Origin of the sequence: Alteromonas gracilis (assembly GCF_043642145.1) — a bacterium.
Taxonomy (GTDB): Bacteria; Pseudomonadota; Gammaproteobacteria; order Enterobacterales; family Alteromonadaceae; genus Alteromonas; species Alteromonas gracilis_B.
In genome coordinates this window covers 273,162-286,736 of the sequence record NZ_JBHZRZ010000001.1, presented here as the reverse complement: position 1 = coordinate 286,736, position 13,575 = coordinate 273,162, and the positions used below count along the sequence as shown (strand labels likewise).

Genomic DNA, 13,575 nt, shown 5'->3' with positions numbered 1-13,575 from the left:
AAATTTTTGCCGCGCAGACCTTAACCAATCTTGGGTAAGCTGTAAAGCAATTAAGTGTCTATTTTACTATTTTTGCTGAATAGATGCCATTCATTATCACTAAACTGCTCAAATGGCATAAATTTATGTTTGTAAGACATTTTCTGACAACCGTCTACGTGATACCCCAAGTAAACGTATTGGTGACCTAAAAGTCTTGCTTGTTCGATTTGCATCAATATCATCCATGTACCTAATGATGCGACGCTATATTCGGGGTCAAAAAACGTATAAAGCGCAGAGAGCGCGCCCATCTGTTCATTTGCATCCACGATATCAGTAACAGCAACAGCGATAAGTCTGTCACCATCATACGCTTCTAAATAGTGAGTGGTCATCCACTCACACTGAACGAAATTGTCGAACTGTGTTTTAGACGGAGGGTACATACTCCCATCTGCGTGACGCTCAATAATATAGCGTTCGTAAAGCGGGTAATAAGACGTTTTAGTTTTATCAACAAGCGCGACACTAAAATGTTTATTAGCTTTTAACAGACGTTTTTGACTGCGCGAGGGAATAAAGCTTTCAACAGGAATTCTGACAGACTTACACGCTTTGCATGCGGGGCAGTGAGGGCGGTAAATTTGTTCACCGCTACGTCGAAAACCAACTTGAATAAGCTGCGAGTATCGCCACGCCTGAAAATCATTATTTTCAGCGTAAACTAACAGCTGCTCTTGCTCATCAGGCAAATAGCTACATGAAAACGATTGGGTTATACCAAACTTCACGGTGTAATCACTCTTGGCTTCCAACGATTAAGATAGTCTTCTGAAAGCCTACCTTCTTCAGTTAAAGTTTGGTTGTTGTTTTCAAGTTTTTCAATAAAAACTTCACGCGATACGACTGTTGCACCCAACGAGGACAAATGCTCAGTGGGTAACTGGCAATCGATAAACGCCATATCGTGAGACTTCATGTGCTCCACTAGCGCTAACATGGCTAGCTTAGACGTATTACTTTCGCGGTGAAACATTGATTCGCCGCAATACACTTTGCCAATACCAACACCGTACAAACCGCCAACAAGAGAATCACCTTTCCACACTTCAACGGAATGAGCGAGTCCTAGACCGTTAAGGCTACGATAAGCGTCAATCATGTCATCGGTAATCCACGTGTCGTTGCAAAGCTCGCCGGTATTTTGACTTTTACGCGGAATTGACGAACACGCATCAATTACGCGGTCAAATGCGTGGTTTAGCGTCACTGTGTATTTCTGTTTTCGGGCAAGCTTTTTTAAGCTTTTGGAAGCAACAAAGTCATTGAGCTCTATGATAGCTCTTGGGTCTGGAGACCACCATAACAATGGTTCTTCATCACTAAACCAAGGGAAGATGCCTTGAGAATAAGCAGAAAACAATCGTGCTGGACTTAGATCGGCACCAAATGCGAGTAAGCCATTTGGGTCTTCTAATGCCGAGTCTACGGGAGGGAAGGGGGCGCCTTCTTCGATGTAATGTAACGCAATCATAATTAGAAAGCCCTACAGTTGAGTAGGGCTTAAACACATACTATTAACCTTGTTCAGGCATAGTGCCGTCAAGGTATTTTTCTGCATCTAGCGCAGCCATACAGCCAGTGCCTGCAGACGTAATTGCCTGACGGTAAACATGGTCACTCACGTCTCCAGCAGCAAATACGCCTTCAACACTGGTTTGTGTAGCGTTGCCTTTGGTTCCGCTGTTCACAACAATGTAGCCATCTTTCATTTCAAGCTGACCGTCGAAGATATCAGTATTGGGTTTGTGACCAATGGCCACGAACAGACCCATAACGTCTAGCTCTTCTGTTGCGTCACTGTTTGTGTCTTTAATGCGAATCTTGGTTACGCCCATTTCGTCGCCAAGTACTTCGTCGAGAGTGCGATTTAGATGCAATACAACGTTGCCATTTTCTGCTTTGTCACGAAGGCGTTGCTCAAGAATTTTCTCGCTTCTAAAGGTCTCTCTTCTGTGAATTACATGTACTTCTGACGCAATGTTTGACAAATAAAGCGCTTCTTCAACAGCGGTGTTACCACCACCGATAACGGCGACTTTTTGGTTTCGATAGAAGAAACCGTCACAGGTAGCACAGGCAGATACACCCTTACCCATGAATGCTTGCTCAGACTCAAGACCCAAGTATTTCGCAGAAGCCCCCGTTGCAATGATGAGAGCGTCGCAAGTGTATGTGCCGCTATCGCCGTAAAGCGTGAACGGACGCTTTGAGAAATCAGTTTTGTTGATGTGGTCAAAAATGATTTCAGTATCGAATTTTTCAGCATGCTTTTGCATACGTACCATTAGATCTGGACCAGTAAGCCCTTCAGGATCGCCTGGCCAGTTTTCAACTTCTGTCGTGGTAGTAAGCTGTCCGCCTTGTTGAATACCAGTTAACAGTACAGGCTTAAGGTTTGCACGTGCAGCATATACTGCTGCTGAGTAACCTGCAGGGCCTGAACCCAAAATAAGTAGACGGACGTGTCTGCTTTCTGCCATTTTCCTCTCCAAATAATTCACCCACTAGGGTTACTTACAAATTTTCTCTTAGAAAGCTAGGTAGGGGCGAAAATTAGTAAATCAAGCACAACACCTAGATACTATTATTATAATAATCGGCCATTACAATAATTACTGCGCACCGTTGTGTCATAAATACTCGTGGAAATATCTACCAACCTGTGGTGTACAGCGTACAGGCTCAATACGTATATGATGCCTTTAAGCGATAAAAATGTCACTCAAAGTTGCACCAACCTTATACCATTTAATTATTATTAAAATGAGTAAAATATAGTTTAAGTACCTTTGGGTCATTGTTAAGCACTGCTTGCGATATGAAATTAGACTGATACGGATTAAAGCTGACATGAGATAAGGCCAAGAAAGGCTGGCGTTAAAGACAAGCTCAAATGAAAAACAAAGTAGATTTGCGAAATTCAGTGCGCTAATGGAAACAAAAAGAATATTTAGTTGTAGAGCCCAAAAGACTTTCCACACGTATAAAAAATAAACGCGAGAATATAAGATGTTTATCGCTAATTCTAAACCAGATAGCGTGCTTTAAAATCGCTGAATAACCGGAATTTTCTTGCAACCGATAAGCGTCGATTCGGGATAGTTTCCAAAAATTAATAACAAAGTGGGTTTGTATTAGACAAAAAGCTGATTACAATTTAGGTATAAGCAACAACAAACGCTTTGGTGTTGTTTAATGTGGTTTTTAAGATGCGCATTTAAGTATAAACCACTTCAAACAGCGCGAAATTTATTTAAAAAGCGGGCTGAAAGATTTGCCGCGATGATGTGGAGACTACAGAGGCGTCGCCTAGTAGTAAAGGTTTAAATGAGAGGTGAACCATGTCGCAATCAGTAATGACAATGTTGAAAAACGGTCAGCAGTATATGAAGACATGGCCCATGCGAAAAGAGCTTTACAGCTTTTTCCCAGAATGCCGAGTTGTTGCTGCGACTAAATTCGCCATTAAAACTATGCCGCCTTTAGCAATGGTTTCTTGTTTACTGTTGGTTCAAAACTTAGGCCTTGAGTACTTGCCGCAAACGATAGCAATTGGTGCCTTTTTCTTAAGCCTACCTATGCAAGGCTTGCTATGGTTAGGACATCGTTCAGACCAGTATCTACCTCCTCAACTTAATAGCTGGTATCAAGAAATTCACTCAAAAATGCGTTCTCAGGGTGTCACTATTGCAAGCGCCAAATCTAAGCCTAAATATAAAGAACTAGCTCAGCTCTTAAAAACGGCATTTAACGACTTAGACAACGTCTTTACTAAGCATTGGTTTAACTAGACCGATGCTTACTAGGCATGCTCACTAAACTGTTTCTTGCCATGTCATTTGGCCATTTATGGTTAAAAAACGCGTAGAAGGGCATTACACTTCTTACATTTATACTTTGCTCCCCTTTTAATATTGTTATGCCTGCGTGTGCTCAACTCGTAAGAATCACATTCGCATACATAGCGAAACGTGCGTGTAACTCGTTTTACATCAAATTGATGCGTTGTATCGGGGGAGCAATTAAAGACAGTGCGCATCACTGATTGCCACTCTTTGCCGTGAGGCTGTACCATTCCAAACAGTGTCCACACGAGTAAGTGGCTGACTTCATGTGGTATTACATCGCTAAGAAATGCATCGGCATTTTCTTTGAAAAGCATGGGGTGGAAGTTAACACGATTTTGCTGCAAAAACGCAGTTCCAGCATTTTTACCCGAACGCCTAAAAGTAACAACAGGTCGCTCAAAGGTACGGCAAAAGTATTGCTCAGCCTGTTCAAAGCAATAAAAAACAGCGTCGGTAATAACACGACGCTGCTCTTGGGTTAAATCATTTGAAGCGATGTTGCTGCCTCTATTTGTGTAAACTGTTTAAGAAATTGCTTATTTCACGTCGCAAGGCAGACACAAAATGTAGGTGCCCTTAGGATCGTTAAGTTTATTAATAAGGCTAAATTCGTTAAGCACTCTCTTAAATTCATTAACTAACGATGAATCTGCATTGGCAAATTGCCATTTGCCAACAAATCCCATGGCCTGTCCAAAAAATTCTTTCCAAAACAGTTCTTGAGCACTGAGTGTACGTTGTACATAAAACGTATCGAATTCATCTAATTGCGCAATTTCAGCAGCAGCAAAGACAGCATCGTCTATTGTACCTAGCTGATCGACGAGACCCAGCTCAATAGCATCAGCACCAATCCAAACACGACCTTGTGCAACACTGTCTACTTCTTCGATAGACATGCCACGCGCATTCGATATAAGCGATAAAAAGTTGCTATAGGTAGTTTCAACGTTACGCTGAAGAATTTGGCCAAATTCAGGAGCTAGCGGGCGTACGGTAGAAAAGCCAGCAAGCTCTGTTGAACCTACACCGTCGCTATGAATTCCTAAATAGTCTAGTGAATTTTCGTATGTCATAAACATGCCGAACACACCAATAGACCCGGTAATAGTACTAGGGCTAGCGATAATTCTATCTGCATTTGCAGCAATCCAATAACCGCCCGACGCTGCATACGTGCTCATTGAAGCAATGACAGGCTTACCAGCCTGTTGAAGCTGTAAAACTTCTTGGCGTATAACTTCAGACGCAAATGTACTGCCCCCTGGAGAGTCAATTTGTAAAACTACAGCTTTTACATTATCGTCCAAGCGAGCTTTTCTCAGCAACAGGGCGGTACTGTCGCCGCCAATGGTTCCCGCTTTTTGATTACCATTTAAAATGGTGCCCTTTGCAACGACGATAGCAACTTTATCTATGTTTGTTTCAATGGCGGGCAACGGAGGATTAACCACTCTTAAGTAAGAGTTAAATGAGGTTAAGTTAACGCCGTGGTTGTTATCACCTTCGCCAACTAATTCAATCAGCTCAAGTCTAACCTCTTCTCGCGTTTTAAGTGCATCTACCCATTTATTTTCTAACGCATACTGTGCAAAGTCTCCACCAGAAGCTTCGAATTTAGCAAGCAAACCATCTAACGTCTCATCAAAGTTGGCTTCATCGATTCCACGAGCGTTTGCAACATCAGCTTTATACTGAGCCCAATAACCATTTAGCCATTGTTTCTCAGCTTCTTTAGCTTCTTCAGACATATCGTTGCGCATCAAAGGTTCTACCGCCGACTTGTAAGTGCCGACACGAAAGATATGCGTCGTTACCTTAAGCTTATCTAGCAATTCTTTAAAGTACATGCCGAAGCGACCATAGCCTTCAAACATCAGGCTTCCCATTGGGTTTAGGTAAATATTATCTGCATGAGCAGCAAGATAATATTGGTCTTGTGAATAGTAGTCGCCGATTGCGTAAACAGGCTTTTCTGATTCTTTGAAAGCATCAATTGCGTTTGCGACCGCGCGAAGCTTATCTAAACCTCCACCTGTCAAACCCTGTAAGTCAAGAACCAGCGCTTTGATTCGGCGGTCTTTTTGCGCGTTTTCAAGCACTTTTACCACGTCGCGAACAAGCACTTCAGGGTTTTCAGATTCACCGCCCAAAGAGTCTTGGAGGAACTGTTCAAAGGGGTCGATGCTCTCTTTCTCAATAACTAGCTTGCCATTTAACGTAAGAAATAAAGCACTGTCTTTGTTTACGGTGAGACGTTCGTCATCCTGACCCGAGATAGCAATAATCAATCCAACAAAAATAACAATAAATATCAAATTAAAGAAAAGTTTGCGGGTGAAGTTAAGCACCGTCCACAAGCCAATAAACAAGGATTTGGTCCAATTTCCTTTGGCTGCCATATATCACTACCTTTTTTTGAATTAACCAACCAGAGCGAGAAAAGTCAGGCGAATCTAGCTCAATGTACTGCATTCTTATTATGTTACCTAAATCGAGTAAGATCGCTAACTTAATTGTAATTTTTTGTGAGTGTATCGTACAAAGGACCAACGAACAGGGGGAGTTGTTGAAACGTAAATGATTTTTTAAAAGGGTTATCGAGCTTTCTCGTCTTTTTCTAACCACGTTTTGATTAGAGAAGCTATTCTTTTGTGGTCTTCTTCACTCATCACCATTAAAAGCTCTCCTTTACGAGTATTAAAGCCTGTTTTCTTATGACCTTTTTGCATTATTCGCAAAAAGGGTGAAGACTTATTTTCAAGAGATGAAATTTTTTTCATGGTGCGCCGTTCTAATGTTTTAACAACAAAAAATAGGCAAAACAATGATAAACCTTTATCAACAGGCCGTAGCGCGACTGCAAGTGGCTGACGGCATCCCATTATTCTTAATGCGTTTATACCTAGCACCTGTGATGATACAGGCTGGGTGGAATAAAGCATCAAGTTTTGACAGTATTGTAGATTGGTTTGGTAATGAAGATTATGGTCTGGGTCTGCCTCTACCATTTGTCATGGCTTTTCTCGCCACAGCGGCAGAACTCGTTGGTGGCATTTTATTATTGTTTGGTGCGTTAACCCGTTTAGTTACAATACCCTTAATGGTAACGATGATTGTTGCGATGGTAAGTGTTCATGCAAAAAACGGTTGGTTAGCAATAGCTGATGCGTCGTCGTGGCTGGCTGACGGGACTATTTTGTATAATGAAAGCATAATGGATGCGCCGCAAAAACTATCGGCAGCTAAATCGATTTTGCAGGAGCATGGTCATTACGAGTGGCTAACATCTAGCGGTAATTTTGTAATACTCAACAATGGGATAGAATTTGCCGCCACGTATTTTATTATGTTGCTAGTATTATTTATTTATGGCGGTGGCCGCTTTGTAAGCGTGGATTACTATTCTGCCAAATTTTTTAACACAAAACAAAATGTGCAGTCATAAACGTTAAGCGTTATTCACGGAGCCAAAAGACTGGATTTTTCTGGTCTTTTTTGTTTATGGGTCGTAGGATCTATCACAAAATACAGGTGTGCCGCTACTGTGAGCATACTTTTCATTTGTCAGAGATAACAGGTGCTCTGGCAGCTATGTGAATTTATAAAGTAGGGATGTAAATGGACGCATTAACTTTGTTACTTAACAGAAGCTCTCAACCTAGACTAGAAGCACCAGCACCAAGTGGTGACGCGTTAGAGAACATTATGCAAGCAGCACTGAGAGCGCCTGATCACGCGTGTTTGACGCCATGGCGCTTTATTGTTTGTACAGGTAAGGGGCTAGATAAACTTGGTGCGCTTTACGAGCAATCTGCTATTGAGAACGAAAAGTCACAAAAGGAAATTGAAAGGGCAGTTCAGCTTCCGCATCGCGCGCCAATGGTAATTGTTGCCATTGCGAAACACATCGAGCATGAAAAAGTACCTAGGGTTGAACAAATTGCTTCTGCTAGTTGTGGAGTAATGGCTATGCAAATGGCAGCTGTTGCACAAGGGTTTAACGGCATGTGGCGCACAGGCAGTTATGCCAGTTGTGAAACCGTAAGAAACGGCTTAGGTCTTAGTGAAGAGGACGAGCTAGTTGGCTTTTTATACCTTGGTACACCAACATTTGAACCCGCGCCGAAACCACAAAGAAACAGTAGCGATTACTTTGAATTTTGGCAGTAGCGGTGTCGTCACTAACTAAATAAAGTGTAGAGCGGTTAGCTGGGCTATAAGGTTCACTAACCGCTTTGAAAAGAACAGTGTTTAAAATTCGATATTGACGTTGTAGCCCGCGAATTTTCTTATATTAATCACGCGATCGCCATCTAGCATCCAGTATTGCCCTTTAACGCCCTGTAGTACGCCGGTAAAAGAGGGTGTCTTGTCCAAATTAAGTGACTTAATTTTTACTGGATAGTCTTCAACTGGGTAATGAATATCGTGAATAGGTGTAGTGACTTCTGAAACCGCTTGAAGCCCTTTCTCTTGTTTTAACGCCTCTAAATCACTCTCAATCTTACTCATCAGTTCCGCTTTGACTTGGTCTAAATCAACCTCGTCCGGCTTACCTTTTAGCATGGTTCGCCAATTCGTTTTATCAGCAATATGATCTTTACACAATGTTTCAACCAATCCACTGGTTAGTCTGTCAGGCACACGCAACATGACGGTGGCTTGCGTAGCACCTTGGTCCATCCAGCGGGGAGATACGCCATCGGTAATTTGCCGCGTGATACCCACCTTCACTGTGCCAGTATTTGCGAGGTATACAAAATGCTCGTTAAAGCAGTGTTCTTCTCCCCATTCTGGCTCTCGGCAAGTCCCTTCGTGATAATGACACTTTTCTGGCTTAATTATGCAGCTGTCACATTGCGCCAGTGAAATAAGGCAAGGGTAGCAATAGCCTTGGTTAAAGCTTTTCTTAGTCTTGCGATTACAATGGACACAGTTAATCTCACCCGTGTAGGTGAGCGTCACTTCTTTGCCAATTAGCCCGTTCACGTCAACTAACTCATCACCAATAGGTAGTGAATAGTGTACGGTGTTGTTTTCGTCGGCTGTGGTACGCATTTTTTTTAGCATACCTGAATATGTTGTTGTCACTTTTATAACCTTAAATCTTTAGAATCTTCGCTATTCAACATTAAGCATTTTGCTTTTAGTCACTTAACTCACCGCGTAAATTCTGAGTAAGTAATTGACTTATTTCTTCGAAGGGTAAGTCTTTGCTAAGTAAGTAATGAAGTTTGGCAAGGGCAGCTTCAGGCGTCATGTCGCTACCTGAAAGAACGCCTACCTCTCGTAAACCGTGTCCTGTAGCATATCCCCCCATATTAACTCGGCCGCGCATACATTGCGTACAGTTAAGAACAGGAATTTGTCTAGACTTGGCATATTTAAGTTGCGCTATAAGCTCTGGGTTTTGCGGGGCGTTACCCACACCGTAGCTTAATAAAATAAGGGCATTGACGGGTTGCTGAAGCGTATTTTTTATTACCTCTGGCGCAATACCAGGGTACAAGCTAACCATGCCTATTGGCTGGGCCTTTACGTTTGATACCTTTATTGTGTTATTGGGGGCTTTGGCAAGCGACCCCGCTTTAACGCGAATGTTGATCCCTGCTTCTAAAAGAGGAGGGAAGTTAGGCGAATCAAAAGCGCTAAAACCATCAGCATCAACTTTGCGACTGCGGTTGCCACGTAAAAGGCGATTATTAAAGAAAAGTCCCACCTCAGCAATGGGGTAATTTGCAGCTACATACAAAGCATTTAACAGGTTAACCTGACCGTCAGAACGAAGTTCGGCTAGAGGAATTTGTGAGCCAGTTACAATGACAGGCTTTGACAAATCTTCTAACATAAAACTAAGCGCTGACGCGGTGTACGCCATAGTGTCGGTACCATGTAAAATGATAAACCCGTCATATTTGTCGTAGTTATCTGATATATCATCGGCGATACGCTGCCAGTCTGACGGGTCCATATCTGACGAGTCGATGAGGTTGTCATATTCATGCAAGGTAAAAAGAGGCATTTCAGAACGGTGAAATTCAGGCATCTTTTTCAAAGTGTCAGCCAAGAAGCCTGCAGCGGGTACATAGCCTTGTTTAGATGGCTTCATACCGATGGTTCCACCTGTATAAGCAATGTAAATATGTTTACGCATGAAATGACCTTACCCTATGTGGGAGATGCCTTTAAAAAGGGATATCTTTTGTGACGGGCATTCTAACAATACCCACGGGTTTGTCACCCTGAAATGCCAGATACAAAAAAGCGGTGAAATTCACCGCTTTTTTTGCACGAAGTCTTCATTGTTTGCTGTGACCCCATTGCGGCGGTGAACGGCAAAAACAATATTGTACTTACTTAACTTCTTTACCTGCCGCTTGCTGATCGGCATGATAGCTAGAACGTACCATTGGGCCACACGCTGCGTGAGTAAAACCAATTTCTTTAGCGTAGTCACCTAGGGCATCAAACTCCTTTGGGTGAACATAACGTTTAACAGGGTAGTGGTGTCGGCTAGGCTGCAGATATTGGCCAAGCGTTAGCATGTCCACGTCGTGAGCGCGCAGGTCATCAAGTACGCCTTGAATCTCTTCGTTTTCTTCACCCATACCCATCATAAGACCTGATTTAGTCATAACATCTGGGTGCTGAGCCTTGAACTTTTTAAGCAAGTCTAGTGACCACTGATAGTTCGCACCTGGGCGGCACTCACGGTATAGGCGAGGAATGGTCTCAAGATTGTGGTTGAATACGTCTGGTACCCCGTTTTTGAAGATTTCCAGTGCACGGTCCATACGACCACGGAAGTCAGGCACCAACACCTCAATTGTTGTGGTTGGGCTATGTTCGCGTATGGCGTTAATACAATCTACAAAGTGTTGTGCACCGCCATCGCGCAAATCGTCACGGTCAACCGATGTAATTACCACGTAACGCAAATTCATTTCAGCGATGGTTTTTGCAAGCTTCTCTGGTTCTTCTGCACTTGGAGGCAGTGGTTTACCGTGCGCAACGTCACAAAAAGGACAGCGACGAGTGCAAATATCACCCAAAATCATAAAGGTGGCAGTGCCGTGGTTGAAGCATTCTGCTAGGTTAGGGCAGCTGGCTTCTTCGCAAACAGAGTGAAGATTGTTTTTGCGAAGCGTTTGTTTAATGTGATCAATCTTCTCCGTAGTACGAGGAAGCTTGATTTTTATCCACTCAGGCTTGCGCAGCATTTCTTCCTTTTCTGTAGGAATAATGGTGACTGGTATGTGTTTTACTTTTTCATCATCGCGGAGTTTCACCCCCGCTTGAGGTCGTGCGTTACTCATCAAAACCTTCTTTGTATGTTGGTTGTGCAATGGACAGCGCGTCTAATAACAATTGAGTTAATTCTTGGCCAGCAATTTCAAGCGTATTTGGTCCTTGCAAACGAGCGGTATCAATCATTTCCATACCGGCGTAACCACATGGGTTGATGCGCTGAAAAGGCGATAAGTCCATATTAACATTTAAAGCCAAACCGTGAAACGAGCAGCCATTACGTATTCTTAAGCCTAGAGAGCATACTTTCTTCTCATCGACGTACACGCCAGGTGCGTCGGGCTTTGGATACGCGGTTACGCCGTATTTTCCAAGTAATCCGACCACCGCTTCTTCCATTGCGGTGACTAAATGCCGTACACCCAGCTTTCTGCGCTTGATGTTCAGCATTAGATAAATAACTTGTTGACCGGGCCCGTGGTAGGTAACTTGGCCACCACGGTCAACTTGTACTACGGGAATATCGCCTGGCATGAGAATGTGCTCAGCTTTGCCCGCTTGCCCTTGTGTAAAGACAGCATCATGCTCAACAAGCCAAATCTCATCTTGAGTATCTTGGTCGCGTTCATCAGTGAAACGTTTCATTGCCTCGAAGATAGGCTCGTACGGTTGACGGCCCAATTGGCGCACGACAACGCTGTTTCCCTCAGGCGGCATAGACTGCTCTTTCACTTATAGTACAACCCTGACTAACTCTAATTTAGCAAGTTCAGTGTAAATTGTTTCCATGTGCTCTTTGCTTGTCACACGTACACTGACAGAAACCGAGTGGTAAGTACCTTTACTACTTGGTTTTACATTAGGGGAGTAGTCGCCTGGCGCGTGCTGCTGAAGACAGCTTACAACCTGTTCAGGGAGGTCTTCATGTGCTACGCCCATAACTTTAAACGTTTGGTTCGTTGGAAAATCTAATAATTCGTCGAAACGGGTATCCATGCGATATCCTTGGTACTTTAAATATCATATAAAAAAACGGCCAGATTGTAACAAATCTGGCCGCTTCACAACTAGCATTTTCACGTATTCATTTATACATGACGACTTGTCATCAAGTCTTACTCGTCGTCAAATCCTAGCTGAAGCATAATGTAGTCTTTCATGCGATTAAAGAAGCTTCCTTCTTTCACTTCTTGAAGCGTTACCAGCGGATAACTAGCTACATCTTCGCCTTCTAGCTGAAGATAAAGTTTACCAACTACCTGACCTTTCGCTAGTGGCGCCTCAAGCTTGTCGTCTAACTCGAAATTCGCTTCTAAGTTCGCTGCCTGACCGCGTGGGATAGTAATGGGGGTAGATTGATTAATTCCAAGGTCTACCGTTTCTCTGTCGCCCATATAAATGCGGTGAGCAACAAAACTGTGGCCTGCTTCGTATGGCGTTAACGTCTCATAGAAGCGGAACCCGTATTTAAGTAGCTTTTTGTTTTCTACCTTACGTGCACGCTCGCTGTCAGTTCCCATCACAACCGAGATTAAGCGCATGCCACCTTGTTCGGCCGAGGTAATTAAGCTGTAGCCTGCATCCGAGGTGTGGCCAGTTTTGATGCCATCGACGTTTAAGCTTTTGTCCCACAGTAGGCTGTTGCGGTTGTATTGCTTTATGCCGTTATAGGTAAATTCTTTTTCGCTGTAAATTTTATACATCTCTGGCGTTTGTGAAATAAGCGCGCGCGATAGAATAGCCATATCACGAGGTGTTGTGTAATGGTCAGGGTCGTGTAAACCGTGTGCATTCACCCAGTTTGAGCCTGTCATACCAAGCGATGCCGTATGTGCATTCATCATACTTGCAAACGCTGACTCTGAACCTGCGACATGTTCAGCCATTGCTACACAAGCGTCGTTACCAGATTGCACAACAATGCCACGTAGTAAGTCACGTACTGACACCTGTGTGCCTACTTCGATAAACATTTTTGAAGAGTCAGGGAATTTTTTCGCCCACGCGTTTTCAGAAATGGTAACTTCGTCATCCAAGCTGATGTTACCCGCCTGCAGTTCTTTACCGATAACATAAATAGTCATGATTTTGGTTAAGCTGGCAGGTGCAAGTTGCATATCTGCATTTTTTGATGCAATGACGTGACCCGTTTCAAAGTCGGTAAGTAAAAAGCCTTCTGCAGCAACAGTTGGGGCAGGTGGCGTAACTACCGCAGCATTCGCTGTAGTTAGCAACGTACCCATTACTAAGAATGCAAATGAGAGTATTGACGGTTTAGCGCGTTGAATTATTCTGAGCATGGTTCTAATTTCTTTGACCGTTTTTCCGTGTGAGTTAAAGCTTACCTTATTGTTGCAAATACCGCGAAGCGAATACCGCAAAACATGGCTACCCAATTTTAGCTTCTGTTCGGTTTCTGACCGAATCCTGT

Annotated in this window: 15 protein-coding genes; 3 read left to right on the top strand and 12 right to left on the bottom strand. The window is 43.2% G+C overall.

Annotation, left to right across the window (positions count from 1 at the left end; genetic code table 11):
* Positions 1–50: 50 nt before the first annotated feature.
* The 3 genes from ACHUFN_RS01240 to trxB are packed head-to-tail and all read right to left on the bottom strand — an operon-like array spanning position 51 to position 2,525.
* Positions 51–773, bottom strand: coding sequence for an arginyltransferase (locus tag ACHUFN_RS01240; protein ID WP_394220477.1), 723 nt, complete (start codon positions 771–773; stop codon positions 51–53).
* Positions 770–1,516: a leucyl/phenylalanyl-tRNA--protein transferase gene (gene aat, locus ACHUFN_RS01235; protein ID WP_394220475.1), complete on the bottom strand. Its 747-nt coding sequence runs from the start codon at positions 1,514–1,516 to the stop codon at positions 770–772. Before aat ends, ACHUFN_RS01240 begins: the two co-directional genes overlap by 4 nt.
* Positions 1,517–1,559: 43 nt before the next feature.
* Complete coding sequence (trxB, locus tag ACHUFN_RS01230; protein ID WP_394220473.1) at positions 1,560–2,525, bottom strand: thioredoxin-disulfide reductase; 966 nt, start codon at positions 2,523–2,525, stop codon at positions 1,560–1,562.
* Between the two features lie 861 nt (positions 2,526–3,386).
* Here trxB and yfbV point away from each other — a divergent pair.
* Complete coding sequence (gene yfbV, locus ACHUFN_RS01225; protein ID WP_394220472.1) at positions 3,387–3,836, top strand: terminus macrodomain insulation protein YfbV; 450 nt, start codon at positions 3,387–3,389, stop codon at positions 3,834–3,836.
* 62 nt (positions 3,837–3,898) lie between these two features.
* Here the strand turns inward: yfbV and ACHUFN_RS01220 are convergent, their stop codons facing one another.
* From ACHUFN_RS01220 to ACHUFN_RS01210, 3 genes are all read right to left on the bottom strand, one after another.
* Positions 3,899–4,351 (bottom strand): SprT family zinc-dependent metalloprotease, encoded by a 453-nt coding sequence (locus ACHUFN_RS01220; protein ID WP_394221025.1) that lies wholly within the window; start codon positions 4,349–4,351, stop codon positions 3,899–3,901.
* A 78-nt stretch (positions 4,352–4,429) separates the two neighbouring features.
* Complete coding sequence (gene sppA / locus ACHUFN_RS01215) at positions 4,430–6,295, bottom strand: signal peptide peptidase SppA (protein ID WP_394220470.1); 1,866 nt, start codon at positions 6,293–6,295, stop codon at positions 4,430–4,432.
* A 195-nt stretch (positions 6,296–6,490) separates the two neighbouring features.
* Positions 6,491–6,676, bottom strand: a complete 186-nt coding sequence (locus ACHUFN_RS01210; protein ID WP_394220469.1) for a hypothetical protein — start codon at positions 6,674–6,676, stop codon at positions 6,491–6,493.
* Between the two features lie 44 nt (positions 6,677–6,720).
* On the opposite strand from ACHUFN_RS01210, the gene ACHUFN_RS01205 reads away from it, so the two are divergent.
* Positions 6,721–7,341 (top strand): HvfX family Cu-binding RiPP maturation protein, encoded by a 621-nt coding sequence (locus ACHUFN_RS01205; RefSeq protein WP_394220467.1) that lies wholly within the window; start codon positions 6,721–6,723, stop codon positions 7,339–7,341.
* A gap of 173 nt (positions 7,342–7,514) precedes the next feature.
* Positions 7,515–8,066, top strand: a complete 552-nt coding sequence (locus ACHUFN_RS01200; protein ID WP_394220465.1) for an NAD(P)H nitroreductase — start codon at positions 7,515–7,517, stop codon at positions 8,064–8,066.
* Between the two features lie 81 nt (positions 8,067–8,147).
* Here the strand turns inward: ACHUFN_RS01200 and ACHUFN_RS01195 are convergent, their stop codons facing one another.
* From ACHUFN_RS01195 to ACHUFN_RS01170, 6 genes are all read right to left on the bottom strand, one after another.
* Positions 8,148–8,987 carry a DUF2797 domain-containing protein gene (locus tag ACHUFN_RS01195; RefSeq protein ID WP_394220463.1) on the bottom strand — a complete coding sequence of 280 codons (840 nt, stop codon included), beginning with the start codon at positions 8,985–8,987 and terminating at the stop codon, positions 8,148–8,150.
* Positions 8,988–9,042: 55 nt separating this feature from the next.
* A complete protein-coding gene (gene ansA, locus ACHUFN_RS01190) occupies positions 9,043–10,050 on the bottom strand; it encodes an asparaginase (RefSeq protein ID WP_394220461.1) in 1,008 nt (335 codons plus the stop codon).
* A gap of 199 nt (positions 10,051–10,249) precedes the next feature.
* Complete coding sequence (lipA, locus tag ACHUFN_RS01185) at positions 10,250–11,212, bottom strand: lipoyl synthase (protein ID WP_136781386.1); 963 nt, start codon at positions 11,210–11,212, stop codon at positions 10,250–10,252.
* Positions 11,205–11,861, bottom strand: coding sequence for a lipoyl(octanoyl) transferase LipB (gene lipB / locus ACHUFN_RS01180; protein WP_394221024.1), 657 nt, complete (start codon positions 11,859–11,861; stop codon positions 11,205–11,207). Before lipB ends, lipA begins: the two co-directional genes overlap by 8 nt.
* Before the next feature lie 15 nt (positions 11,862–11,876).
* The gene (gene ybeD / locus ACHUFN_RS01175) at positions 11,877–12,140 is read right to left on the bottom strand and encodes a DUF493 family protein YbeD (protein ID WP_202942667.1); all 264 of its coding nucleotides are present in this window, start codon (positions 12,138–12,140) and stop codon (positions 11,877–11,879) included.
* A gap of 119 nt (positions 12,141–12,259) precedes the next feature.
* Positions 12,260–13,444, bottom strand: coding sequence for a serine hydrolase (locus ACHUFN_RS01170; RefSeq protein WP_394220458.1), 1,185 nt, complete (start codon positions 13,442–13,444; stop codon positions 12,260–12,262).
* Between the last annotated feature and the right edge of the window lie 131 nt (positions 13,445–13,575).